Origin of the sequence: Buttiauxella selenatireducens, assembly GCF_031432975.1 — a bacterium.
GTDB classification, from domain to species: domain Bacteria; phylum Pseudomonadota; class Gammaproteobacteria; order Enterobacterales; family Enterobacteriaceae; genus Buttiauxella; species Buttiauxella selenatireducens.
This window is the reverse complement of sequence record NZ_CP133838.1, coordinates 3918720-3943966: the sequence shown is the minus strand read 5'-3', so window position 1 is coordinate 3943966 and position 25247 is coordinate 3918720. Positions and strand designations below refer to the sequence as shown.

20 protein-coding genes are annotated in these 25247 nt (G+C 51.7%); 14 read left to right on the top strand and 6 right to left on the bottom strand.

The window, feature by feature from the left end:
• The first annotated feature begins 59 nt into the window (after positions 1-59).
• Positions 60-524, top strand: a complete 465-nt coding sequence (locus tag RHD99_RS18145) for an SgcJ/EcaC family oxidoreductase (RefSeq protein WP_183271195.1) — start codon at positions 60-62, stop codon at positions 522-524.
• Between the two features lie 74 nt (positions 525-598).
• On the opposite strand, the gene RHD99_RS18140 is transcribed toward RHD99_RS18145, so the two are convergent.
• Positions 599-1771, bottom strand: a complete 1173-nt coding sequence (locus RHD99_RS18140; protein ID WP_309879206.1) for an ROK family transcriptional regulator — start codon at positions 1769-1771, stop codon at positions 599-601.
• Positions 1772-2123: 352 nt separating this feature from the next.
• Between RHD99_RS18140 and RHD99_RS18135 the strand changes: the two genes are divergently transcribed.
• From RHD99_RS18135 to lysS, 10 genes are all read left to right on the top strand, one after another.
• Positions 2124-3374: an extracellular solute-binding protein gene (locus tag RHD99_RS18135; protein ID WP_309875706.1), complete on the top strand. Its 1251-nt coding sequence runs from the start codon at positions 2124-2126 to the stop codon at positions 3372-3374.
• Between the two features lie 188 nt (positions 3375-3562).
• Complete coding sequence (locus RHD99_RS18130; RefSeq protein WP_309875704.1) at positions 3563-4465, top strand: carbohydrate ABC transporter permease; 903 nt, start codon at positions 3563-3565, stop codon at positions 4463-4465.
• On the top strand, positions 4462-5301 hold the full coding sequence (locus RHD99_RS18125; protein WP_309875702.1) for a carbohydrate ABC transporter permease: 840 nt from the start codon (positions 4462-4464) through the stop codon (positions 5299-5301). Before RHD99_RS18130 ends, RHD99_RS18125 begins: the two co-directional genes overlap by 4 nt.
• A gap of 28 nt (positions 5302-5329) precedes the next feature.
• On the top strand, positions 5330-6280 hold the full coding sequence (locus tag RHD99_RS18120) for a carbohydrate kinase family protein (RefSeq protein WP_309875700.1): 951 nt from the start codon (positions 5330-5332) through the stop codon (positions 6278-6280).
• Entirely contained in the window at positions 6281-7369 is a 1089-nt protein-coding gene (locus RHD99_RS18115) for an ABC transporter ATP-binding protein (protein ID WP_309875698.1), read from the top strand. It abuts the gene before it with no gap.
• A 176-nt stretch (positions 7370-7545) separates the two neighbouring features.
• Positions 7546-9075, top strand: a complete 1530-nt coding sequence (gene cadC / locus RHD99_RS18110; protein WP_309875695.1) for a lysine decarboxylation/transport transcriptional activator CadC — start codon at positions 7546-7548, stop codon at positions 9073-9075.
• A 365-nt stretch (positions 9076-9440) separates the two neighbouring features.
• On the top strand, positions 9441-10778 hold the full coding sequence (gene cadB / locus RHD99_RS18105; RefSeq protein ID WP_183271187.1) for a cadaverine/lysine antiporter: 1338 nt from the start codon (positions 9441-9443) through the stop codon (positions 10776-10778).
• 82 nt (positions 10779-10860) lie between these two features.
• Positions 10861-13008 carry a lysine decarboxylase CadA gene (gene cadA, locus RHD99_RS18100; protein WP_309875693.1) on the top strand — a complete coding sequence of 716 codons (2148 nt, stop codon included), beginning with the start codon at positions 10861-10863 and terminating at the stop codon, positions 13006-13008.
• Between the two features lie 59 nt (positions 13009-13067).
• Positions 13068-14537, top strand: coding sequence for a POT-type proton-dependent oligopeptide transporter (locus tag RHD99_RS18095; protein WP_309875692.1), 1470 nt, complete (start codon positions 13068-13070; stop codon positions 14535-14537).
• A 264-nt stretch (positions 14538-14801) separates the two neighbouring features.
• Entirely contained in the window at positions 14802-16319 is a 1518-nt protein-coding gene (lysS, locus tag RHD99_RS18090; RefSeq protein WP_183271184.1) for a lysine--tRNA ligase, read from the top strand.
• Positions 16320-16376: 57 nt separating this feature from the next.
• On the opposite strand, the gene RHD99_RS18085 is transcribed toward lysS, so the two are convergent.
• A complete protein-coding gene (locus tag RHD99_RS18085; protein ID WP_309875691.1) occupies positions 16377-17447 on the bottom strand; it encodes a DUF1176 domain-containing protein in 1071 nt (356 codons plus the stop codon).
• Positions 17448-17649: 202 nt separating this feature from the next.
• Between RHD99_RS18085 and RHD99_RS18080 the strand changes: the two genes are divergently transcribed.
• On the top strand, positions 17650-18006 hold the full coding sequence (locus tag RHD99_RS18080) for a DUF1294 domain-containing protein (protein WP_309875690.1): 357 nt from the start codon (positions 17650-17652) through the stop codon (positions 18004-18006).
• Positions 18007-18041: 35 nt separating this feature from the next.
• Here the strand turns inward: RHD99_RS18080 and RHD99_RS18075 are convergent, their stop codons facing one another.
• From RHD99_RS18075 to RHD99_RS18060, 4 genes are all read right to left on the bottom strand, one after another.
• Positions 18042-19595 carry a peptide MFS transporter gene (locus RHD99_RS18075; protein ID WP_309875689.1) on the bottom strand — a complete coding sequence of 518 codons (1554 nt, stop codon included), beginning with the start codon at positions 19593-19595 and terminating at the stop codon, positions 18042-18044.
• Positions 19596-19866: 271 nt separating this feature from the next.
• Positions 19867-20169 (bottom strand): PTS sugar transporter subunit IIB, encoded by a 303-nt coding sequence (locus RHD99_RS18070; RefSeq protein ID WP_309875687.1) that lies wholly within the window; start codon positions 20167-20169, stop codon positions 19867-19869.
• A 4-nt stretch (positions 20170-20173) separates the two neighbouring features.
• Complete coding sequence (locus RHD99_RS18065) at positions 20174-21490, bottom strand: PTS sugar transporter subunit IIC (protein ID WP_183271179.1); 1317 nt, start codon at positions 21488-21490, stop codon at positions 20174-20176.
• A gap of 12 nt (positions 21491-21502) precedes the next feature.
• Entirely contained in the window at positions 21503-22936 is a 1434-nt protein-coding gene (locus tag RHD99_RS18060) for a glycoside hydrolase family 1 protein (protein WP_309875685.1), read from the bottom strand.
• A 264-nt stretch (positions 22937-23200) separates the two neighbouring features.
• Between RHD99_RS18060 and RHD99_RS18055 the strand changes: the two genes are divergently transcribed.
• Positions 23201-24112: an ROK family protein gene (locus RHD99_RS18055; RefSeq protein WP_309879204.1), complete on the top strand. Its 912-nt coding sequence runs from the start codon at positions 23201-23203 to the stop codon at positions 24110-24112.
• A gap of 49 nt (positions 24113-24161) precedes the next feature.
• Positions 24162-25136 carry a LacI family DNA-binding transcriptional regulator gene (locus RHD99_RS18050; RefSeq protein ID WP_309875684.1) on the top strand — a complete coding sequence of 325 codons (975 nt, stop codon included), beginning with the start codon at positions 24162-24164 and terminating at the stop codon, positions 25134-25136.
• Positions 25137-25247 lie beyond the last annotated feature (111 nt).

The window sequence follows — 25247 nt, the reverse complement described above, 5'->3', positions numbered from 1 at the left end:
TATCACATTAAGTGCATGCAGCTAATTCTATTCAGTGAATTCATAGTGGAATCATTAAAATGAATAAACTCATTGGTTTTGCCGTTTCGCTCACGCTACTTTCCGGTTCTGTCTTTGCTGCACCTGCATCCACACCTGCGCCCGAATGTGTGAAGGTCGATAAAGCTCAAATAGAAGGTTTGTTTGATAAGTGGAACGAGTCTCTGAAAACGGGGAATGCGAAGACGGTTTCTGAGAACTACCTCAGCGATGCGGTTTTGCTGCCAACTGTCTCTAACCAGGCGCGTTTAACTGACGCGGAACGCATCGACTATTTTGAGCACTTCCTCGCGAAAAAACCGACCGGGAAAATAGACACCCGTACCATTCGCCTGGGCTGTAATAAGGCGATAGATACCGGTACCTACACGTTTACTTTCGCCGATAAGTCTACTGTTTCAGCGCGTTATACCTTCACCTACGCGTGGGATGGCAAAGAGTGGAAAATCTCTACGCACCATTCTTCGGCTATGCCAGAGGGTTGATAGACAGAAACGGTGCAGGGGGGCGGACTGTCACCGCTCCCCGCATATTTATATATCCTGGCTATTCCGCGCCGCTATTTCAGCAGAACCTCATATTGAGGGTTAAATTCATCGAATATCGGTAAAGCGGCGGCACCTAATGCGGGCGTATCGCTGCCGGACATGCCAATGCGAATTCTGGCCGCTTTCGGATATCGGCTGCGCACGGAATTATACAGTGGTGTCAGGCGGTTAATCAGCTTTTCAACCAGCGGTTGCGGCATCATCCCGCCGATAATCACGCACTGCGCATCGAACACACACTCCATAATATTAATCGCCTGGCATGCGGGTTCGACGGCGGTATCCAGCCAACTCTCGATTTGCGTTTCATCGACATTCAATAAATCTTCAGGCATGGCCGTCATCGGGTCGAGATCACAGGCTTCGTACGCCGCCTGCAACGACACATAGCGTTCCAGGCAGCCTTTATTCCCGCAATAACAGTCACGGCCGCCCGGTTGCACCACCATATGGCCGATTTCGCCCGCATTGTGTGCATGCCCGGTGTAAATGCGCCCATCGGTAAAGATCCCCGCCCCCAGGCCCGTGCCGATATACAGATAAACGAATGAGGATAATTGCCTGGCGACACCGTGAAAACGTTCGCCAATGGCGGCGACCGTGGCGTCATTTTCCAGCGTCACCGGCCACCCGGTTAACGCACTTAAACGCGCTTCGATATCGACATTATCCCAGCCGTGGAGCGTGGTTGGCCCTTGTGAGGAGATACCTTCAACTCCAAAGGGACCGGGCATGACGACACCGACGCCTAATATTTTTCGCCAGTCGATTTTCACCTGTTGGCGCATTTCTTGCTGTATGTGATCGATAAGGGCAAGCGTGGGTTCAGGCTGAGGTTTCTGCACATGGACAAGTTTGCGAAAGCGGACCTGCCCGGTGAGATCAACCAGCACAACCAGCAGCGATTGATGATCAAGATGGATGCCGATGGAATAGGCGCTATCAGGATTGAGTGTCAGTGGCGTTGCGGGTTGGCCACGCCCGCCCGCACGACGCGGCAGGTGTGAGGACAAAATGCCGACCTGTTCGAGTTCGGTCGCGATGTTGGACACCGTTTGGGGCGTGAGTGACGTGAGTCGGGCGATTTCAGCACGGGTGAGTTCCCCGTTGAGGCGGATAGCTTCAATGACGACCCGACGATTGTGGGCGCGGGCGTGTTCAAGATTGGTGCCAGAAGTGGTTATCACGGCCATGTACCCAGTAGCGAAACCATGTCAGTAATATAGCAATCAAATTGATTTTATATACCCGTCATACTTCAAGCTGCAGGGGGGGCTGCAACTCGAATTATTTAGGGTAGAAATACAATGAATTGAATTTGACGGTGGCATCACAGCTTTGAATGTTATTGCCATGTTAATGATGTTCGCCAGTTACTATTCATTATGAAGCTTTTCGATTTTGCTTGTACCACTCCAGTAGCAATACATCATTCGGCAGGGACGCAGGGCTGGCTTCAAGGCCGGGCCATTTTTTTTAGTCAATTAAAGCAATCAAATTGATTTAATCAACTTAACCCTGTTTCGGAGAATGACGATGAGCCTACGATTTACCCCTGCGGCCACCTTGTGCGCCCTCTCTGTACTCACGATGGGATACACCGCCAGCGCGCTTGCTGAAACCACGCTCAGTGCGCTGTTTATGACTCAGGCAGCCTACAGCGAAGCGGATATCCGCGCGATGACCGCCGACTTCACCAAACAGCATCCTGATATCAAAGTGAATCTGGAATTTGTCCCTTACGAAGCCCTGCACGACAAAATTGTCGCGGCGCGAGGGGCGGGGGACAAAGGTTATGACGTGGTGCTTTTTGACGCTATTTGGCCTGCGGAATTTAACAAGTTTGGCCTGTTGCAGGACGTGACGACCCGTATTCCGGCTGATGTGAGCAGTAAAATTTTTGACGGCGCGATCTCTACCGTGACCTACAAAGACAAACGTTGGGGGATGCCGTGGATCCTCGATACCAAATATCTGTATTACAACAAAGCGATGCTGGCAAAAGCGGGGATCACCACGCCGCCCGCCACCTGGGCTGATGTTGAGAAGCAGTCTGCGATCCTGAAAGAAAAAGGCATTGTGAAATACCCGCTGGTCTGGAGTTGGTCGCAGTCTGAAGCGTTGCTGTGCGACTACACGACGCTGGTGTCGGCGTTTAAAGGTGAGTTCTATCAAGACGGTAAGCTGAACTTCACCAATGCGGGCTCAATGAAAGCTATCGATTACATGAAACAGACGCTGGATAAAGGGCTGACCAACCCGAACTCCCGCGAATATCTGGAAGAGGACGTGCGCAAGTCCTTCTCCAACGGTGATGCGGCTTTCGCGCTGAACTGGACGTACATGTACAACATGGCGAACGACCCGAAACAGAGCAAAGTCGCGGGTGATGTTGGCGTGATCCCAGCCCCAAGTGAAACCGCAGGCGGTGCGGCTGGCGTGAACGGTTCGATGGGGCTAGGCATCGCTAAAGCTAGCGCACACCCGGATCAGGCGTGGGAATACATCAGCTACATGACCTCACAGCCGGTTCAGGACAAATACGCCAAGCTGAGCCTGCCCATCTGGAAATCGTCCTATGACGATCCGGCTGTACAGAAAGGTCAGGAGCCGCTGATTGCCGCTGCGAAAACCTCGTTGAACGTGATGCTCTCTCGCCCGGTGACGGCGGATTACTCCCGTTTGTCGAATATATTGCAGCAAAACATCCAGGCCGTTTTGCAGGGGAAAACCCCGGCGAAAGAGGGGATGGAGGCGGCAACGACAGCAGCCGATCGTTTGCGTTAATTATACCCGTCATACTTCAAGCTGCAGGGGCGTTGGCTGCACTCACTTACCCCAGTCACTTACTCAAGTAAGCTCCTGGGGATAAGCTCCTTTGCCGCCTGCCTGCAACTCGAATTATTTAGGGTATAGCTGTTTTGTAAAAGCCAAAATGCCCGTCATGGGTGAACGATGACGGGCCGGGAATTTATATGCTGACTTTACGCCAACGAGAGAAACATCAAGCCTGGCTGCTCCTCGCACCCATGCTGATCATGATGTTTTTGCTGACCGCCTGGCCGCTCGTGCGCACGCTGTGGCTCAGTTTTACCGATGCAGGTTTGATTGGCGATGGCACAGCACCAGGCTGGGTGGGGAGCGAAAACTTTCTCTATGCGCTGACGGACCCCGACTTTCGCGAGGCACTCTGGCGAACGCTGTACTTCACCGCAGTTTCGGTGATTTTCGAAGGCATTATTGGCGTGCTAACGGCGCTGTTGCTCAACCAGCAGTTTTGGGGGCGTAGCGTGCTGCGGGTGCTGGTTATTTTACCCTGGGCGCTGCCGACTATCGTCAACGCCACCATGTGGCGGCTGAATTTCAACCCGGATTACGGCAGCATCAACGCCTTGTTAACTCAGTCAGGGGTGATTGATAACTATCGCAGTTGGCTTGGCGACCCGTCGTCCGCCATTAATGCAGTGATGTTCGCTGATATCTGGAAGAACTATCCGCTGGTCACACTGCTGGTCCTGGCCGCGTTACAGACCATCCCAGACGATTTATATGAGGCTGCACGCCTGGACGGGGCATCGGCCTTCCGTCGTTTTCGCAAAATCACCTTCCCGGCGATTGCCGCCCCGCTGGCAGTGGCGCTGATTTTACGCACTATCGACGCGTTTAAAGTTTTCGACATCATCTACGTGATGACCCGTGGTGGGCCGCTGGACAGTACAAAAACGGTGAGTTTCTTTGTCTACCAGGAATCTTTCAGTTATCTGCGCGCCGGAAGCGGGGCCGCTTACGCGATACTCATGACGCTGATTTGTGCCGTGTTGATTCTGATTTATATGGTGATGTTGTTACGCCAGCGTCGTTCGGGGGGCATCGAATGAAACAGAAAATCCGGCTTATTCTGCGCTATGTTGCCGCAGCGCTTCTTGCCGTGTCTATTCTGGCGCCGTTGTTCTGGATGTTTCTGATGAGCGTCAGTTCGGCGGAGGATTTGACCCGCGTTCCGCTGGAGTGGCTGCCGCGCCAGTGGGATTTCAGCCGCTATGCCAGTCTGTTGACCCTGGAAGCGGGGCAACCGGGGGCTTTGTTCCTGCATGCCCTTGGCAACAGCTTGCTGGTGGCCTGCGGTGCCACGCTAATTTCGCTGCTGCTGGCGATACCTGCGGCGTACAGTTTTTCACGCTATCCCGGACGCGATATCTGGCTGTTTGGCGGGCTTGCGATTTACATGGTGCCTCCGGTGGCGTTCGTGCTGCCGCTGTACTTTATTCTGGAAAAGCTGGCGCTGCTCAACACGCACATTGGGCTGATTCTGGTGTATTGCTCGATGATCATTCCGTTCCTGACCTGGATGCTGAAAAACCAGTTTGATGCTCTGCCCATTGATATTGAGCAGGCCGCGCGTCTTGACGGGTTGCGCTACTGGCAGGTTTTACTGAGGATAACTTTGCCGCTGGCGAAACCCGCACTCGGTGCTTCGGCCATGTTCGGCTGGTTGCTGGCCTGGGATGAGTTTTTCTACGCGCTGCTATTTACTAACAATATTAACGCCCAGACATTACCGGTCACGATTGCGGGTTTCACCGCCGGGCGTGCCACCGATGACGGCCTGATTGCCGCCGTCGGTATTCTTGCGGCTATTCCGCCGCTGTTTATTGCTCTTTGGCTGCAAAAAACGCTGGTGAGCGGGCTCACCGCCGGCGGCAGTAAAGGATGAATGCCAGCATCATGGGAAATGCAAAATAATGAAGAAACCAGAAACCCGCGCCACGCTGTACGTGGTGGGCAATATTAATGTGGATTTGATCATGAGTACGCTGCGTGAATGGCCGAAAAAAGGCACCGAAGCGATGCTTGAAAGCAGTTCTCTGCGCCCCGGTGGTTCCGCTGGAAATTGCGCGTTAGCGCTGGCTGCACTGGAGTCGCCTTACCGTTTAGTCGCCAATCAAGGTCACGATCAGTTCACCTTCTGGCTGGCGAGCCTGTTTCCTGAAAGCGCACCACACTGGCCAACCTATGAGTGCGAAACGTCGCTGACGTTCGGCGTGACGCATCCCGACCACGAGCGCACCTTTTTCAGTAACCAGGGACACATCGTCCGTCTTTCTATGCAGGATGTTCTGGCGCAGATCCCTGAAACCGCACAGCCTGGCGACTGGGTGTTACTGTGCGGCACCTGGCTGTGTACTGCGCTGTATGCCGAATACCCACAATTGCTGGCAACGCTAAAAGATCGCGGATATTTCGTTGCCGTCGACAGTGGCTGGCCACCGCAGGACTGGAGCAATGCCCTGCGTGAGCAAACCGCAACATGGCTGCCGTTTTGTGATGCGCTGCTGCTCAATGAAGTCGAAACTCTGGGACTGGCAGATTCTTCTCAGCTTGATGAGGCCGCGCGGCGCTTGCTGGCAAAAATGCCAAATAATGCATTTTGCGTCGTGAAGTGTGGGCCGGATGGGGCGCGTTTATGGGCGGCGAATCTTGCACTGCATCAGCCTGGGCAGCCGGTTGAGGTGGTCGACACCATTGGTGCCGGGGACAGCTTCAATGCCGGTTTTTTATCCGCGTTGATCTATGGGCTGCCCCTCGCCACGGCGCTGCAATGGGGTGTGCGCGTGGCGGGGTGTGCGATCAGCAGTTCCCCGCGCCGTTATCCTGACTGGCAATCGCTTTTTGGCCTCGTGGAGAAGACCTGAATGGCTCTGGTTGAACTGGTAAACGTCGCCAAGAATTACGGCAAAGTGCAGGTGCTAAAACCCCTGAATCTCACCATTCCGGACGGCAGCTTCACCGTGCTGGTCGGCCCGTCAGGGTGTGGAAAATCGACGTTGCTGCGCTTGCTGGCTGGGCTGGAGTCACTGACTGACGGTGACATTTTGCTCGATAAGCAACAAATCAATGATTTCGACCCTGCCGACCGTGATATCGCGATGGTGTTTCAAAGTTATGCGCTCTATCCGCATCTGACGGTTGCTGAGAATATGGCCTTCCACATGCAGGTGAAGAAAGTGCCCAAAGCCGAACAAGAGGCGAAAGTGCAGCAGGCGGCGACCGTGCTGGGCATTGGCAATCTGCTAAAACGCTTGCCGAAAGATTTATCCGGCGGCCAGCGCCAGCGTGTGGCGATGGGGCGTGCGCTGGTGCGTAACCCAAAAGTCTTTCTGTTCGATGAGCCGCTGTCCAACCTGGATGCGCAACTGCGCATGGAACTGCGGGCGGAAATTAAATCGCTGCATCAGCAGTTTCGTACCACCACGGTGTACGTGACGCACGATCAGATCGAGGCGATGACGCTTGCCGATAATATCGTGGTGATGAAAGACGGTTTTATCGTGCAGCAGGGCGACCCCTTGTCGATTTACGACAGGCCGGTGAACACTTTTGTGGCCCGGTTTATCGGTTCGCCGCCAATGAATTTGCTAAAAGGCGTATTCCAGAATATCGACGGAAAACCGGGCGTGGCCTGCAATCAGTTGTGGTTCCGGCTTCCGGAGAAATGGGCGCGCAAGGCCAATAACAGTGAAGGCGAACCCGTGACGCTTGGGCTGCGTCCGCACGATATAAAACCCGTCGCGCAAAGTGAGTTGCCAGCAGCAACGTTGCGCTTACTGGAAGTCACCGGTGAGAGCAGTTTGCTGCACATCGACTGGAGCGGTTTCCCACTGCATGTTCAGTTCGCGGGGCGTATTCGTGCCAGTGGCGACCAGACTTTGTATCTGGAAGCCAACAGTGAAGCGGTTCATCTGTTCGATGCGCAGACGGGGGAGCGGCTCGCGGAAGGGTGAAATGCCTTAAGAATTTTAGCGGTTGTTAATGCGGCGTTTTTTATCATTTTTAGATATAAAAAACGTTTATATTTAATAAACATAGTGATATGTAACGCGTTAAGGTAATGACCCCTATCAAAAATAGGGGGTGGAATTGTGTTATCATCCGGCCTTTTCTCGTTGGGCCCTTTTTTATGCAACAACCTGTAGTTCGTGTGGGGGAGTGGCTGGTAACACCTTCTGATAACCAAATCAGCCGGAAGGGACGTCAGCTTACTCTTGAACCGCGTTTAATCGATCTTCTGGTTTTCTTTGCCCGCCACCCTGATGAGGTGCTCAGCAGGGATGAGCTTATCGATAACGTCTGGACGCGAAACGTGGTCACTAGCCACGTCGTCACGCAGAGTATTTCCGAGCTACGCAAGTCATTGAAAGATGGCGGAGACTGTAGCCTGGAATACATCGCGACGGTGCCGAAGCGAGGTTATAAGCTGACGGTGCCGGTTGTCTGGTGTACGGAAGAGGGTGAAGTACCCGCGCCTGTTATTGCGCAATCGGCGCCTGCAGCGGTTGCGGATCTTTCTGACCCCGCGTCTGCCGTAGAAATACCGCAAGGCTTGCCGCCATCCGTGAAACCGCAGAAGCCTAAGCGTGCCTCGACCTTTTGGGTCTGGCTGCTGTTTCTGCTGGCGTTAGGGACGTGTGTCGCACTGGTTGCGCTGTCGACGATAGACTCGCCAAAACCGCGCAATAAAGCCCGTTTGCTTTTGAATCCGCGGGATATTGATATCCATCTGGTCAAGGGCGGCACCTGTACCAACTGGGCATCGCAGGACGCCTGGGCGGTCGGGCTGGGCAGCCTGATGACAACCTCGCTGAACACGTTCTCCACCTTTATGGTGCATGATAAAACCAACTACAACACCAATGAGCCAAGCAGCTCAGGTAAAACGCTGACCATTGAGTTCGTCAACCAGCGGCACTATCGCGCGCAGCAGTGCTTTATGTCCGTGCAGTTGGTGGATAACGCCGACGGTTCAACGATGATGGACAAGCGTTATTTCATCACCAGCGACAACCAATTGACGATCCAAAGCGACCTGATGAGTAGCCTGTCGGTAGCCCTGAAACAGCCGTGGCCAGAACGCATGCAGGCTATGCTCAAGCTTTATCAGCCGTCAGATAGCTCGGCAATAACGCATTTTTACCAGGCGCATCAGCTATTAATGAATGGTGATGTGGATTCATTATATAAAGCCAGCCAGGTGCTTGATGATGTGATTAAAGACTCACCTGACTTTTCATACGCTTTTGCGGAGAAAATGTTGGTGGATGTATTACGCCATTCGCAACAGACGCTGGATAAAGAACAACTCAATACGCTGTATGCCGAAATAAAACAGCTAGGGGAGATGCCGGGAATTAAAGATCTGGCGGTTTATTATCAAATTAAAACGGTCTATCTGTTAGGTCAGGGGAAAATCGATGAGGCATACAGTGCCATTAATACCAGCATCGAGATGGAAATGTCGTGGATGAATTACGTGCTGCTAGGTAAAGTCTACGAGATGAAAGGCCAGAACCGTGAAGCGGCAGATGCTTATCTGACGGCTTTCAATTTACGTCCGGGTGATAATACCTTTTACTGGATTCAAAACGCTGTATTCCAGACCTCTGTGACCAACGTTGTTCCTTATCTCGACAACTTCCTCGCTTCAGAATAAGTAAACCCTCATCATGTTCAGGATATTGGACATGATGAGGTTAAACTTATGTTTCTCATGAGCAACCCAATTGTTATCTATGTTTATCTTTTTGCGGCAATAACATAACACAATTTTAACTCAGTAAGCGTGCTGTAAGTTACTGTAAATAAACGTTGTTTATGTTTTTTTGATATCAGCATGTCATCCTTATATGTTAATTGAAAAAGCTCAACTTATCATTTGTCTGATGTTTGGTGATATTTCACTTTATCTTTAGGACTTATTTTTTCTGAATCAGTAACCTTATCGGCAGTGGGTCGGGCCAATACATGTTTCACCAGGATTGCCTGTACCGCCCAAATAAACTTAGGAGATAAGCAAACATGGGTTCTGCCAAGAAGATCGGGCTATTTGCATGTACCGGCGTTGTCGCCGGTAATATGATGGGGAGCGGTATTGCATTATTACCTGCTAACCTCGCAGGTATTGGTGGTATTGCTATTTGGGGTTGGGTTATTTCAATTATTGGTGCGATGTCTCTGGCTTATGTCTATGCCCGACTGGCAACCAAGAATCCACAACAAGGTGGCCCAATTGCCTATGCCGGGGAAATATCTCCCGCATTCGGCTTCCAGACCGGTGTGCTTTATTATCACGCAAACTGGATTGGTAACCTGGCAATCGGTATTACCGCTGTTTCTTATCTCTCTACTTTCTTCCCGGTTCTGAATGACCCCATTCCTGCCGGTCTGGCGTGTATTGCTATCGTATGGATATTTACCTTTGTAAATATGCTCGGCGGTACCTGGGTCAGTCGTCTGACAACCATTGGTCTGGTACTGGTATTAATTCCGGTGCTGATTACCGCCATTGTGGGTTGGCACTGGTTTGATGCGGCAACCTATCAGGCAAACTGGAACACCTCCAATACCACTGACAGCCACGCGGTCATTAAAAGTATCCTGCTTTGCTTGTGGGCCTTCGTGGGTGTTGAATCCGCCGCCGTGAGTACCGGTATGGTGAAAAATCCAAAACGTACCGTTCCGCTGGCAACCATGCTGGGAACGGCGATGGCGGGTATCGTTTACATTGCAGCAACTCAAGTTATTGCCGGTATGTATCCTGCGGCTCAGATGGCGGCATCAGGTGCTCCGTTCGCTATCAGTGCGTCAACTATCCTTGGCGGCTGGGCAGCTCCGATGGTTTCCGCATTCACTGCCTTTGCATGTCTGACTTCTCTGGGTTCCTGGATGATGCTGGTAGGCCAGGCGGGTGTTCGTGCTGCAAGCGACGGTAACTTCCCGAAAATTTACGGCGAAGTGGATAACAACGGTATTCCGAAGAAAGGTCTGCTGCTGGCTGCGGTGAAAATGACGGCGCTGATGGTACTGATCACGCTGATGAACTCCAGCGGCGGTAAAGCTTCTGACCTGTTCGGTGAACTGACCGGTATCGCGGTACTGCTGACCATGCTGCCTTACTTCTACTCTTGCGTTGACCTGATTCGCTTCGAAGGTTTCAACATTCGCAACTTCGTGAGCCTGATTTGTTCTGTACTGGGTTGCGCGTTCTGCTTCATCGCCCTGATGGGTGCAAGTTCCTTCGAACTGGCCGGAACCTTTATCGTCAGCCTGATCATCCTGATGTTCTACGGTCGCAAAATGCACCAGCGTCAACACGCTAACGACGCCACCGACAGCTCAACCGCTGACGCGCATTAATCACTAACCCCTTTTCCTGGAGCGCCTTCCTGAACCTGTCACACCGTGATGGGAGGGGCTCCCCATATCTGGAGATTCTACTATGAACGTTATCGCAATCATGAATCACATGGGCGTCTACTTTAAAGAAGAGCCTATCCGTGAACTGCATCGCGCCCTTGAACGCCTGGACTTCCGCATTGTTTATCCAAACGACCGCGAAGATTTGTTGAAGCTTATCGAAAACAACGCCCGTTTGTGCGGCGTGATCTTCGACTGGGATAAATACAATCTGGAATTGTGCGAAGAGATCAGCAAATGCAACGAGTACATGCCGTTGTACGCATTCGCTAATACCTACTCCACACTGGACGTTAGCCTGAACGACCTGCGTTTACAGGTTCGCTTCTTCGAATATGCGCTGGGTGCTGCGGAAGATATCGCAAATAAAATCAAACAGAACACCGATGAGTACATCGACACGATTCTGCCGCCACTGACCAAAGCGCTGTTCAAATATGTCCGCGAAGGTAAATACACTTTCTGTACGCCAGGCCATATGGGCGGTACTGCATTCCAGAAAAGCCCGGTAGGCAGCATCTTCTATGATTTCTTTGGTTCAAACACCATGAAATCAGATATCTCTATTTCGGTTTCTGAATTGGGTTCACTGCTGGATCACAGCGGCCCGCACAAAGAAGCAGAAGAGTACATCGCTCGCGTCTTTAACGCTGAACGCAGCTATATGGTGACCAACGGGACTTCAACCGCGAACAAAATCGTCGGTATGTACTCTGCACCTGCGGGCAGCACCGTACTGATTGACCGTAACTGCCATAAGTCTCTGACTCACCTGATGATGATGAGCAACATTACGCCGATTTACTTCCGTCCAACCCGTAACGCTTACGGGATCCTCGGTGGTATTCCACAGAGCGAATTCCAGCGCGCAACTATCGCAAAACGCGTTAAAGAGACGCCGAATGCGACCTGGCCGGTGCACGCAGTTATCACCAACTCCACCTATGATGGTCTGCTGTATAACACTGATTTCATCAAGAAAACCCTGGATGTTAAATCTATCCACTTTGACTCCGCGTGGGTGCCATACACCAACTTCTCACCAATCTATGCCGGTAAATGCGGGATGAGCGGTGGCCGTGTGGAAGGGAAGGTGATTTATGAAACCCAGTCTACGCACAAACTGCTGGCGGCGTTCTCTCAGGCTTCAATGATCCACGTGAAAGGGGATATCAACGAAGAAACCTTCAACGAAGCCTACATGATGCACACCACCACTTCTCCACATTACGGTGTTGTTGCTTCTACCGAAACTGCCGCTGCGATGATGAAAGGCAATTCCGGTAAGCGTCTGATTGATGGCTCTATTGAACGTTCTATCAAGTTCCGTAAAGAGATCAAACGCCTGAAAGGGGAATCTGAAGGCTGGTTCTTCGACGTCTGGCAGCCAGAGCATATCGATGGTGCGGAATGCTGGCCGCTGCGCTCTGACAGCGCATGGCACGGTTTCAAAAACATCGATAACGAACACATGTACCTTGACCCGATCAAAGTCACTATGTTGACTCCGGGCATGAAGAAAGACGGCACCATGGATGAGTTCGGTATTCCGGCAAGCATCGTGTCGAAATACCTCGACGAACACGGCATCATTGTTGAGAAAACCGGTCCATACAATCTGCTGTTCCTGTTCAGCATCGGTATCGACAAAACTAAAGCACTGAGCCTGCTGCGTGCGCTGACCGATTTCAAACGTTCGTTCGACCTGAACCTGCGTGTGAAAAACATGCTGCCATCTCTGTACCGTGAAGATCCTGAATTCTATGAAAACATGCGTATTCAGGAACTGGCACAGAACATTCACAAACTGATTGCGCATCACAACCTGCCGGATCTGATGTTCCGCGCCTTCGAAGTGCTGCCAAGCATGATGGTGACTCCGTTCGTTGCTTTCCAGAAAGAGCTGCATGGCCTAACCGAAGAAGTGTATCTCGATGAGATGGTCGGTCGCGTTAATGCCAACATGATCCTGCCGTATCCTCCAGGTGTTCCACTGGTCATGCCAGGTGAAATGATCACCGAAGAGAGCCGTCCGGTGCTGGAATTCTTGCAGATGCTGTGCGAAATCGGCGCTCATTATCCGGGCTTCGAAACCGATATCCATGGCGCATATCGCCAGGCGGATGGTCGTTATACCGTTAAAGTGCTGAAAGAAGAAAACAACAAGTAATTGAAGCTCCAGGGGAAGTGGCTTGCCACTTCCCTTTTTTCACGCAGCAAGGAGACCTCATGAAAACACCCTCACAGCCGCGCGCGATCTATTACATCGTCGCGATTCAAATCTGGGAATACTTCAGCTTTTACGGCATGCGTGCCTTACTCATCCTTTATCTCACCCATCAGCTTGGCTTTGATGACAGCCACGCCATCAGTCTTTTCAGCGCTTACGCTTCTCTGGTTTACGTAACACCCATTCTTGGCGGCTGGCTTGCCGACCGCCTGCTCGGCAATCGCACGGCGGTCATTGCCGGTGCGCTGTTGATGACGCTCGGCCATGTGGTGCTGGGCTTTGAATCTGATTCAATCTGGAGCTTGTACCTCGCGCTGGCGATCATTATTTGTGGCTATGGTCTGTTCAAATCCAATATCAGCTGCCTGCTCGGCGAACTGTACGCCGCTGACGACCCTCGTCGCGACGGCGGTTTTTCGCTGCTTTACGCAGCGGGGAACGTAGGATCGATTGCCGCCCCGATCGCCTGTGGACTGACGGCGCAGTGGTATGGCTGGCATATCGGTTTTGCACTGGCGGGGATCGGCATGTTTATCGGCCTGCTGATTTTTTTAAGCGGACATCGCCATTTCAGCCACACCCGTGGCATCGACAAACAGGCGCTGTGCGCGGTGAAGTTTGTGCTGCCAACCTGGGGTTGGTTGGTGGTGATGCTGTGTGTGGCACCGGTGTTTTTCACGCTGCTACTCGAAAATAACGGGGCCGGTTATCTGCTGGCGATCGTGTGTCTCTTTGCGGCCCAGATGGTGGCGCGGATCATGGTGTCATCGCCGCAGCACCGTCGTGCGCTGTGGCAAATCGTCCTGCTGATGCTGACGGGCACACTGTTCTGGGTTCTGGCCCAGCAGGGCGGAAGCTCTATCAGCCTGTTTATCGACAACTTTGTTAGCCGCCGCTTGCTCAATATTGAAGTGCCGACGGCGCTGTTCCAGTCGGTTAACGCGGTTGCCGTCATGGCGGGTGGCGTGGTGCTGGCGTGGCTGATTCGCCCGGAAGGAAAGACCCGTTCTGTGCTTCGCGTGTGGCTGAAATTTGCCTTTGGCCTGCTGATGATGGGCTGCGGATTTATGCTGCTGGCGCTCAATGCTCGTCATGGCACCGTCGACGGTCACGCTTCGATGGGGCTGATGGTGGGCGGGCTGGCGCTGATGGGCTTTGCCGAACTGTTTATTGACCCAGTGGCTATGGCGCAGATCACCCGTCTGAATATGCCGGGCGTGACCGGCATGTTGACCGGAATCTATATGCTGGCGACCGGTGCCGTCGCGAACTGGCTGGCGGGCCTGGTGGCGCAACAGACTACCGAGTCACATATCAGTGAAACGGCAATTGCCGCTTACCAGCACTTTTTCTCGCAAATGGGCGAATGGACGATTGGCTGCGTGGCGGTGATTGTGCTGTTGGTTATCGCAGCCCGGCTGCTGTTTTCCCCACCGGTCCCGTGTTTGCATGAATCCCGAGGCGATTAATTTTTACCCATACAGAGAGCAGGTGTAAGCCTGCTCCTTGCACTGCGTCATAGTTAGGAGGATATTCTGGTAATAGTGTAGAAAGTCGATGAAATAACTTTAGTTTGTTTGTGTCTGAGTGATATCGGACTGAAATTAGACCTGGTTAAGTAACATTCTATCGCTCGATATTTGACGATGATGCCTGAGAGCGATTGTGCGCAGGAGAGTGGCCAGGTTCACTTTATCGAAACAAGTATGAAAGCAGGGTTATGAGGAACCAACATGTCTGAACAACAAGCACAACGTGCCGATGAGGCAATTGACCTTAATAATGAACTGAAAACCCGCCGTGAAAAGCTGGCTCAACTTCGTGAGCAGGGTATCCCATTCCCGAATGATTTTCGTCGTGACCATACCTCTGACCAATTGCACACTGAATTCGATGGCAAGGATAACGAAGAGCTCGTTTCCCTGAACGTTGAAGTCTCTGTTGCTGGTCGTATGATGACCCGTCGCATCATGGGGAAAGCTTCTTTCGTGACATTGCAGGATATGGGGGGCCGTATTCAGCTGTATGTCGCCCGTGATTCTCTGCCGGAGGGGCTCTACAACGAACAGTTTAAAAAATGGGACCTTGGCGACATTATTGCCGCGCGCGGTACGCTGTTCAAAACCCAAACCGGTGAGCTCTCCATTCATTGCACCGAGTTGCGTCTGCTGACGAAATCGCTGCGCCCGTTGCCGGATAAATTCCACGGTTTGCAGGATCAAGAAGCGCGTTACCGTCAGCGTTATCTGGATTTGATCTCCAACGACGAATCGCGTCACACGTTTAAAGTGCGTTCGAAAATCCTCGCTACGATGCGCCAGTTCATGGTGGAACGCGGCTTTATGGAAGTCGAAACCCCAATGATGCAAGTGATCCCAGGCGGTGCATCTGCACGTCCGTTCATCACCCATCACAACGCGTTGGATATGGATATGTATCTGCGCATCGCGCCGGAACTGTATCTGAAACGTCTGGTGGTGGGCGGCTTCGAACGTGTATTCGAGATCAACCGTAACTTCCGTAATGAAGGGATCTCCGTTCGTCACAACCCAGAGTTCACCATGATGGAACTCTATATGGCGTATGCGGACTACAAAGATCTGATCGAACTGACTGAATCGTTGTTCCGTACCCTGGCGCTGACCGTGTTGGGTAAAACAGAAGTGCCTTATGGCGATCGGACCTTCGATTTCGGTAAGCCGTTTGAAAAAATGACCATGCGCGAAGCTATCAAGAAATACCGCCCGGAAACTGACATGGCGGATCTGGATAACTTCGATGCGGCGAAAGCCATCGCCGAATCCATCGGTATTCACGTTGAGAAGAGCTGGGGTCTGGGCCGCATCGTCACTGAAATCTTTGACGAAGTCGCAGAAGCGCACCTGATTCAGCCGACCTTTATCACCGAATATCCGGCTGAAGTGTCTCCACTGGCGCGCCGTAATGACGTGAACCCGGAAGTCACTGACCGCTTTGAGTTCTTCATCGGTGGACGTGAAATCGGTAATGGCTTTAGCGAACTCAACGATGCCGAAGATCAGGCTGAACGCTTCCTTGAGCAGGTGAATGCGAAAGCGATTGGTGACGACGAAGCGATGTTCTATGACGAAGACTACGTGACCGCGCTGGAATATGGCCTGCCGCCAACGGCGGGTCTGGGTATCGGTATCGACCGTATGGTGATGCTGTTTACCAACAGCCACACTATTCGCGACGTTATCCTGTTCCCGGCGATGCGTCCGCAGAAGTAAGTCTCAGTAAAGATAAAAGCCCCCTCGCTCTTGAAAGCCAGGGGGCTTTTTTATGGCTCAGCGTGTGACGACTCTGGTGGTCAGTGTCGGTAACTCCCATGCGCCACCCGGTCGGATCAGCCGACAACGCCCGGTGTCCCGTGCCGCACTGGGTACGAAACGTTCGCCATCCCATGCCCACTCTTGCAGACTCAGGCAGTCACCCAATCCCCGGCCTTTCATGAAAAATCCAACAATGCCATCCTCATAGGAGGTTGCGCTGTCTGTCACCAGCACCGGAGGGTTCGACATATCATTGCTGATCACAAAATACTCATCGCCAAAGTTGTATGCCGCCATCCAGCAAGGTGCAATGACCAGTGATTGCTTTTCATTGAGGCTCGCGATTTGCCATGTTTCATTGAGTCGCTGGTCATCGCAGTCACTATTTTTACCGACAAGATCGAGCAACGCCGGTTTAATCAGCGCGGTTTCCTGAGGAGTCATGTCACGGCTTTTTTTGTCGCGCACCGGGGCTTTCACTATAACCGGCTGCGGAACCGCCATTTTGACATCAGATTCGCTGTTGCTCCCTTGCTTTATCAGCGCACCCGTCGTGCCCACGCGGCCCTGAACATCATCCATTTTCAGCAATACCGCGCTGGAGCCCGCGCCGGAGAAAGGGTATTCATGCAGATTGTTTTTAAAGCTGATTTTGCTGTCGCGGCGCAGTGCCTGCTTAAAGGCGGTGAATTGCGTTTCACTCATTTTCCAGGCATCGCCATCGACCGCTAAAAGCTTGCCAAGAGAGTGCTTATCTATCAGCAGTTGTGGCGCTCCGGGCGTTTTGGTCGCCGCTTCGCCGTCATAATCTCCAGGCATTACCAGGTTGGTCACCGGCGTCGATGGCCCCGCGGTTCGGGTAATCAGGACCGTTACCGCAGGATCAATATCGTCTGCTGAGTAGCCAGCCGCACGGCAGGTTAGGGTGTTATCACAAACCAGATCCCAGTCTTTATGCGTGAAACTTAACGACTCCGGCGAAGGTGCTGCAACTGCGCCTTGTGATACGGCTAATAACAGGCCTGCGATAAAAAGCCCAGGGCTGCGTTTATTGAAAACTTTCCGTCTGTCTTTCCATTTATTCATGATTCATCCCTTTAATAACGTCATGTTGTTCTGATTATTCAAACGCGAACCCGCCTGCTGAAACGCGGGGCAGGTTTTATTAATAACAACGGAATAGTGAAGCGTTTGACCAGGCGGATGTCAATGCAGGGAGATGACTCAGCGCTTTGTTAATCGGGTATAATCGCGCATCTTTTTAGCTGAGAACCCTGTGGTTAACGGTATGAACCTCAATCGTTTCTGTTATTTGCTTCTGGCCTTCGCGGCGATAGGGAGCCTGTTTTTGCCTTACCCAATTGTGATGTGGTTTTTACTGGCCAACATTCTGACTTTGGTGATTTACGGTGCGGATAAAATGGCGGCACGAAAAGCCTGGCGCCGAGTGCCGGAGTCTACTTTGCTGATGTTTGGTTTTGTCGGTGGGTGGCCTTGCGCCATTTTGGGTCAGCAGCTCTTTCGCCATAAAACGCAAAAGCAGCCATTCAAAACTTACTTCATTATCAGTGTGGTGTTGAATATCGTGGTTTTGGTGGTGCTATCTCGTTTTGTCACGCTCGATGTGACTCATTACTCTTTATAGAATAAGGCCGATCTCTCGATCGGCCTTATTACTGCTTAAGCTTCGGTTACCGGTTTGTTTTCCGTCTTCACCTGGGCATTTTCCAGCATTTTACGTACAGGAATAATCAACACGAACAGTACTGCCGCGCAGATCAGCAGCGCAATGGAACAACGCGCGAAGAGGTTAGGCAGCATATCCAGCTGATCGGCTTTCACGTGACCGCCAATCAGACCTGCCGCCAGGTTGCCCAGCGCACTGGCGCAGAACCATAGCCCCATCATCTGACCACGCATTCTTTCCGGAGCCAGCAGCGTCATGGTCGCCAGACCAATCGGGCTCAGGCACAGCTCGCCGAGTGTCAGCATCAGAATGCTTCCCACCAGCCAGAATGGCGATACGCCAGCTCCGCCGCTGTTCAGAACATTTTGTGCCGCCATCATCATCAGACCAAAGCCCGCAGCCGCACACAGAATGCCGATGATAAACTTGGTGATACTGCTTGGACGGATGTTCTTCCGCGCCAGCGAAGGCCATGCCCAACTAAATACCGGCGCCAGTAAAATGATAAACAGCGCATTGATTGACTGGAACCACACTGCCGGGATCTCAAAATCGCCGATCATGCGGTCGGTATAGTCGTTAGCGAAGAGGTTGAATGAGGTCGGTTTTTGCTCAAATGCGGACCAGAAGAAGGCCGCAGAAACTAACAGAATAAAGCAAACCAGCAGTCTGGCGCGCTCTTTACGGTTAAGGCCTGCGAACATAAACAGGTAGATAAAGTAGCAGGCAACGGAGGCCGCAATCACGTACACCAGCACGCTGGCAACCGCGACGGGGTTAATGACGATCACACCTTGCGCTATCAGCGTAACGACAATCGCCACACCGACCGCCAGTACCAGCAACCAGGCACCAACACCGTTTTTCTTCGAAACGGGATTGTTCCAGGTGGAATCCAGGCCTACTTCGCTGTCGTAACGTTTCATCGCCGGAACGGCATAGACGCGGAAGATAATCAGCGCCACCAGCATACCGATACCACCGATACCAAAGCCCCAATGCCAACCGTGGGTTTTTATCAGCCAGCCGGAAACCAGCGGCGCGATAAACGAACCAATATTGATGCCCATATAGAACAGTGAGAAACCGCCATCACGGCGCGCATCACCTTTCTTATACAGCGTTCCCACCATGACCGAGATGCACGTCTTGAACAGGCCAGAGCCAAGAACAATAAACATCAGGCCGATAAAGAACAGGTTGTTACCGAATACGGCGGACAACGCTATCGACAGGTGCCCGATGGCAATGAGAATCGAACCGTACCAGACGGCTTTCTGCTGCCCAAGCCAGTTATCCGCCAGCCAACCACCAGGCAGTGCGGCCAGGTACATACAGCCCGCAAAGATACCGACGATTGCCGATGCGTTTTCCCGCGCAAGGCCCAGGCCGCCGTCGTAAACCGTCGCAGCCATGAACAGAATGAGTAAGGGACGGATCCCATAAAATGAGAACCGCTCCCACATCTCAGTGAAGAATAGTGAGCCTAGAGGATAAGGATGGCCGAAGAAGGTTCGGCTCTCGTTTTTGTTAACCGAGGATTGCATAAATTCTCCAAAGAAGGTGTGTCGTTGTTTTTATGAGTCGCGAAATGCCCGGCGGTTATCTGACTTGCCGCTCTTTAACATTCAGCAATTATTATGAGATAGCTGGTTTTGTCTAGTGCCAACCGCAGAACTTTTAGATGAAAAAACGTCGATTGTCTACTTTTACAGATTTTATATCGGAGAATTGGAAGCAATGTTGGATATCTGAAAGACGAGAGAAGGGGGGAAGGAGAGGGTAGGAAGGGAGCCGAGACTCCCTGTATATCAGTCGTTATTTTTTCATCTTGATGGCCATGGCAAGCACGCCCGGCCCGTTCATACGGCCATAATCCAGCATAGGAATCGCCTCCACAGGAACGCTACCCGCCGTTATCGTCTCAACGCGCGATTTAAGATAACTCACCTGCGGTCCCAGCAGGATAACGTCAGCTTTTTTCCACTCCTCATTGAGCTTCGCATCAGGAATGGCCCAGATCTCAGCGTCAATATCTTGTTGCTTAGCCGCCTCAACCATTTTATTCATCAGCATGCTGGTGGACATACCGGCGTTACAAACGAGCATTATTTTAATCATTTTCTTATCCTTGGGATGATGCAGCCTGCGCCATCGCGACGCGCTCAGCAAATTTGAGGAACGGGAGATAGAAGCAAACGGTGATTGCAATCAGCAAAGCCTGTAGGACAGACGCCCTCCAGTCACCACCTGTTGCCAGAAATCCGGAGATAATCGGTGGCGTAGTCCAGGGGATCTGAACCGTCACATGGTTAATCCAGCCCCAGGCCGTCGCGTAATAAGCGGTCGTTAAACTTATGACGGGAGCCAGGACGAACGGGATGATAAGCACCGGGTTAAAGACTATCGGCAGCCCAAAAATAATCGGCTCACTGATATTAAAAAGACAGGGGGCAGTGGAGAGCTTCGCAATATCACGGTAATCCGCTTTCCGGCTGAACAGGTAAATGGCAATAAGCAGCGCAATGGTATTCCCCGATCCGCCCATCACCCCAAAGGTGTCTTTAAACGCCATACAGATGATGTTGGGAATATCCTGGTGTTGAGCAAACGCGAGGGTGTTTTCCTGCATGTTGTTTAGCAAGAATGGATCCAGCAATGCGCCAGAGATAACGCCCTGATGAATGCCCACGGAGAAGAAGAGGTTAGCCACCGTGGTAATCAGCAGGAATCCCGGCAGGCTGGTCGTGACGGATTTTAAGGGTTGCTGTATCAACGTTGCGATGAGCGTGTTGACGTCCATTCCGCTGAGACTTTGCACCGCAAAGGAGAACAGGGCAAAGACAATCATCGTCAGCATAATAGGGATGAGCGTATTGAATGAACGCACAACGGCGGGTGGAATAGCCCCGCCGCTGATATTGACCTGCAATCGTTTTGCATTCGCTAAGCGGATGAAAAGCGATGTGACCACAAGTCCCGTCAGGATCCCGACAAACATCCCGGCAGATCCCGTCGAAGCGAATGAAATCCCGCCCGTCACGGTCACGCTTTTCTGCGTCAGTACGTCGGTCAAATGAATGCTTTCCGGCATGAAAATGACGACAGTCGCAATGGACAGCAATACCGGTGCAATAGGGTCCGCATACCCTTTGTTCTGGCAAAGGTGATAGGCAATCGCCCCTGCAATCAGCACCGAAATAAAGTTAAGCGAGCCATTAACGATGGAATTCCCCACCTGTTGCCAATGGGTGAGCGTCGCGTTGCTGATAAAGCCGGAGAGGATCCCTTCTGGTTTAATGAGGGTGTTGTTGAGAAGCACCATCAGGCCTGCCAGCACAAAGAATGGCATTAAGGTGGCAAATGCATCGCGCAATGAGCGCAAATGGACCTGCCCGCCGATGCGCTGAGCGACGTTAACCGCTTGATCGAGTAATTTCATTGCGTATTCGCCTCAAAAATCAACATACAGTCCGTTGAAATGAAAACCATTATCCCGGCTCAATGCCTGATAAAACTCGCCGCTTTTCTTGATGGTGCGTTGCTGCGTGGCCAGATCAAGGCTGACTAATCCATAGCGGTTTTTGTAGGCGTTAATCCATGACCAGCAGTCAATAAATGTCCACAGGTGATAGCCTTTAATGTTGCACCCGTCGGTAATAGCCTGGTGAAGGTAGGCCAGATGGTTCTGGATAAAACCGATGCGATAGTCGTCCTGTACCTGACCGTCGCGCATGAAGCGCTCTTCGTTTGATACGCCCATTCCGCTTTCAGAGATAAAGGATTCGATGTTGCCGTAGTTGTCCCGGATATCGATGCACAGATCGTAAATACCTTGCTCGTATATCTCCCATCCGCGATGGGGGTTAAATTTACGGCCAGGCATGACATAGCTTTCGAAGTACCATTCCGGCATAAACGGGGACTGAGGATTGACGGCGTGAGAACGCGCTTTCACCCGGCGTGGTTCGTAGTAGTTCAGACCTAAGATCTGGACCGTATTTTCGCGAATATCGCAAAGATCTTTTTCGGTGTGAGAAGGCATCAGGTCATGCAGACGCAGAGTTTCAACCAGTTTTTCCGGGAAAGTCCCTTTAACTGACGGATCGAGGAAACTACGGTTGTAGAACAGATCCGCATATACCGCGGCCTCAACATCAAGTGGATTTTCAGAGCGTGGGTAGGTCGGACTCAGATTAAGAATGATGCCGATTTTGCTGCTGCGATCCGGATGAATATTCTGATGTTCTTTGAACGCTTTGATTGCCAGGGCACTGGCGAGAATCGTGTTGAAACCTACCTGCACGCCGCGTTTGAAGTCGATAACGTTTGGATAATGGAAATCTTCCATGTACCCACCCAGCACCGGCCCCAGTGGTTCGTTAAACGTAAACCAATGGAAGACCAGATCGCCGAATTCACGGAAGCAGGTGGCGCAGAAATTGACGTAAGCATCGACAACGGCTCGGTTTTCCCATCCGCCAATCTTCATCATCTCTTCTGGCATATCGAAATGGTACAGGTTCGCAAAGGGCTTGATGCCTGCAGCCACCATTTCATTCAGCATGGCCCGGTAGAACGTCACGGCTTCAGCGCAAACTTCGCCAGCGCCCTGGGGGAACAGACGTGCCCAGGAGATAGATAAGCGGAATGAGTTATGACCGGTTTGTTTCATCAACTGAATATCATCGACATAGCGATTGAAAAAATCAGTCGTCACGTCGGTATTCACGCCATGATAGAAGCGATTTGGGTGCGCATCCCAGGACATATCCCACTGAGTACGCCCTTTACCCGTATTGCCCCTGCCTTCAGCCTGCTCGGCTGACCATGCACTTCCCCACCAGAAATCTTCCGGAAAGGATAAAAATTCAGTTTTGAGTTTCATGCGGCTTCCCTGTTGCTTAGTTGCTTATAAGTTTCGATAGATTCAGTGGCTATCTCTTTGAGGAGCATTGTGAATTCCAGTAACGCAGCCAATCATATGACTTTTGTTTTTGTTTAGTAAACGAGTTGTATTTAGTTATTTTGTTTATGTGATTACTGTCACTATCAACGAATGTTCCGGTTTTAATCGCAACGTTTACGATTAGGATAGCGAGCAGAAATGGCTGTTTACTCAATGGAATAGTGGAGGTATTGCGTGCTAAGAATGGGGCTGGATATTGGTGGGACGAAAACGGAGGCGGTTATTCTGGACTCTCTCGGGAACGCACTGGTGACGAAGCGAATCCCTACCGTTAAGACGTGCTACACAGAATTTTTGACGTCGCTGGTCAGCTTTATTCAGGAGATGCGCAAATCAGTCGCGGAGCCTGTCAGCTTGGGTATTTGCCTGCCAGGGACCGAAGATGCCGGAACAAAGCTCATCAAAAATTCAAACATTGTGGTCCTCAACCAGAATCCGCTGATCCATGATCTTGAGCGTTTACTGGAACAACCGGTAGCCTGGGATAATGACGCGAATTGTTTCACGTTGTCAGAAGCCACCGATGGAGCGGGGGCTGAAGCGAGGAGCGTATTTGGAGCAATCTTAGGGACAGGATGCGGCGGCGGGCTCTCTATGGATAAGGTTCTCTGGCGTGGCCACAACAGTAACGCCGGAGAATGGGGGCATAACCCGCTCCCGCTTTACAACGAGCGTGATGATGGACCAGCCGTTCAGTGCTATTGCGGTAAATTTAATTGCACTGAGTCATTTATTTCGGGAACGGGGCTGGCGCGTCAGTATCAGCTGCTTCAGCGGGAAGCCATCGATGCAAAAGGTGTTTTTGCGCTTATCGAACAGGAAAACAAGGCGGCAATTGCGCTTTACCAGACTTTCCGGGACCAACTCGCCCGGGCGCTGGCCTCGGTCATAAACATTTGTGATCCGAATATTATTGTTATCGGCGGGGGAGTTTCACGCTACCCGGCTCTGTTCAGCCATCTGACAGAGGACGTGGGCAGGTATATATTCAATACATCCTGTTCAACACCCATTGTTCCTGCGATGCACGGGGACAGCAGCGGTGTGCGGGGTGCGGCCTGGTTAGGACGTGATGCGACCCGCAGACTGGGTTAAAATGTGACATTCCCGTTTATTGTTGAATATTAAGAAGGTCAGGAGAAGCATGCTGAAGGCTGTGAGAGTCAGGGACATTGCTCAAAAGTCAGGTGTATCGGCTGGGGCTGTTTCACGCGCGCTGAATAACCGTCCTGGTCTGAGCGATGAAACCAGGCAACGCGTGATACAAACGGCAAAAGAGCTCGGCTATGATTTTACCCGACTCCAGGACAGCAAGATTAAAAAAATCCTTTTCATTCTCCACCGGCAGCACAACACGGCGAATGCGATGAGTTTTTATTCTCCGCTCCTGCTCTCTGTCGAAAACGCCTGCAGTGAACGTAGCATAGCACTGAGTTTTCTCGTCATTGGGCCGACCGATAACATCTCGCAGCAAGTGTTACAACACGCCCCAGATGCGCTGCTGTGCGTTGGTTTTATTGAACCAGAGATATTGGCAGAGATAAGACAAATGCCTTTGCCCCTTGTCCTGGTCGATCATGCAATCCCAGGTATGCAAAGCATTAACCCGGACAATTACCAGGGCAGCATGTTGCTCACAAAACACCTCATTGAACGGGGTTACCAGCGGATTGCTTTTCTGGCGAGCAGCCTTGCGCACTACAGCATCCGGCAGCGGGAGCGCGGCTACCGGCAGGCGTTATTTGAAGCGGGTATGCTGATGTCTCCGCAGTACGAAGTGACGGCTCCATCACTCACCGAGCTAACCCAGTCTTTGGAATATGCACTCGATGAGCTTATGGCACTTCCTGAGCCACCCGATGCTCTGTTTTGTTACAACGACTCCGCGGCAATTGTGGCGCTGAACTACTGTCAGTCAAAAGGGATTCGGGTACCGGAAGATTTGGCTATCGTCGGTTTTGATGATATTGAACTCGCCAGGCATGTCACACCGGCACTCACAACGCTTGCGATTGACAGAGCAACCCTTGGGAAACGAGCTGTCGAAATGCTGGTGGCACTGTCAGAAGGTGAGAATGAGCTGTTACCCGTTAAACTTATTATTCGGTCAAGTGCATAATTTTAAATACAGTATCATCTGTTAGAACTGCCGTTATTATATAATTAATCCTGGTGGTGCTGTTCTTTTATATATTCGAGCAGTCGCCACAAAAATAGATAAATGATTATT

Excerpts from the sequence above, each read along its gene's own strand:
- RHD99_RS18145 (WP_183271195.1), top strand. The coding sequence starts at position 60 with ATGAATAAACTCATTGGTTTTGCCGTTTCGCTCACGCTACTTTCCGGT.
- RHD99_RS18135 (WP_309875706.1), top strand. The coding sequence starts at position 2,124 with ATGAGCCTACGATTTACCCCTGCGGCCACCTTGTGCGCCCTCTCTGTA.
- RHD99_RS18130 (WP_309875704.1), top strand. The coding sequence starts at position 3,563 with ATGCTGACTTTACGCCAACGAGAGAAACATCAAGCCTGGCTGCTCCTC.
- RHD99_RS18125 (WP_309875702.1), top strand. The coding sequence starts at position 4,462 with ATGAAACAGAAAATCCGGCTTATTCTGCGCTATGTTGCCGCAGCGCTT.
- RHD99_RS18120 (WP_309875700.1), top strand. The coding sequence starts at position 5,330 with ATGAAGAAACCAGAAACCCGCGCCACGCTGTACGTGGTGGGCAATATT.
- RHD99_RS18115 (WP_309875698.1), top strand. The coding sequence starts at position 6,281 with ATGGCTCTGGTTGAACTGGTAAACGTCGCCAAGAATTACGGCAAAGTG.
- cadC (WP_309875695.1), top strand. The coding sequence starts at position 7,546 with ATGCAACAACCTGTAGTTCGTGTGGGGGAGTGGCTGGTAACACCTTCT.
- cadB (WP_183271187.1), top strand. The coding sequence starts at position 9,441 with ATGGGTTCTGCCAAGAAGATCGGGCTATTTGCATGTACCGGCGTTGTC.
- cadA (WP_309875693.1), top strand. The coding sequence starts at position 10,861 with ATGAACGTTATCGCAATCATGAATCACATGGGCGTCTACTTTAAAGAA.
- RHD99_RS18095 (WP_309875692.1), top strand. The coding sequence starts at position 13,068 with ATGAAAACACCCTCACAGCCGCGCGCGATCTATTACATCGTCGCGATT.
- lysS (WP_183271184.1), top strand. The coding sequence starts at position 14,802 with ATGTCTGAACAACAAGCACAACGTGCCGATGAGGCAATTGACCTTAAT.
- RHD99_RS18085 (WP_309875691.1), bottom strand. The coding sequence starts at position 17,447 with ATGAATAAATGGAAAGACAGACGGAAAGTTTTCAATAAACGCAGCCCT.
- RHD99_RS18080 (WP_309875690.1), top strand. The coding sequence starts at position 17,650 with ATGAACCTCAATCGTTTCTGTTATTTGCTTCTGGCCTTCGCGGCGATA.
- RHD99_RS18075 (WP_309875689.1), bottom strand. The coding sequence starts at position 19,595 with ATGCAATCCTCGGTTAACAAAAACGAGAGCCGAACCTTCTTCGGCCAT.
- RHD99_RS18070 (WP_309875687.1), bottom strand. The coding sequence starts at position 20,169 with ATGATTAAAATAATGCTCGTTTGTAACGCCGGTATGTCCACCAGCATG.
- RHD99_RS18065 (WP_183271179.1), bottom strand. The coding sequence starts at position 21,490 with ATGAAATTACTCGATCAAGCGGTTAACGTCGCTCAGCGCATCGGCGGG.
- RHD99_RS18060 (WP_309875685.1), bottom strand. The coding sequence starts at position 22,936 with ATGAAACTCAAAACTGAATTTTTATCCTTTCCGGAAGATTTCTGGTGG.
- RHD99_RS18055 (WP_309879204.1), top strand. The coding sequence starts at position 23,201 with ATGGGGCTGGATATTGGTGGGACGAAAACGGAGGCGGTTATTCTGGAC.
- RHD99_RS18050 (WP_309875684.1), top strand. The coding sequence starts at position 24,162 with ATGCTGAAGGCTGTGAGAGTCAGGGACATTGCTCAAAAGTCAGGTGTA.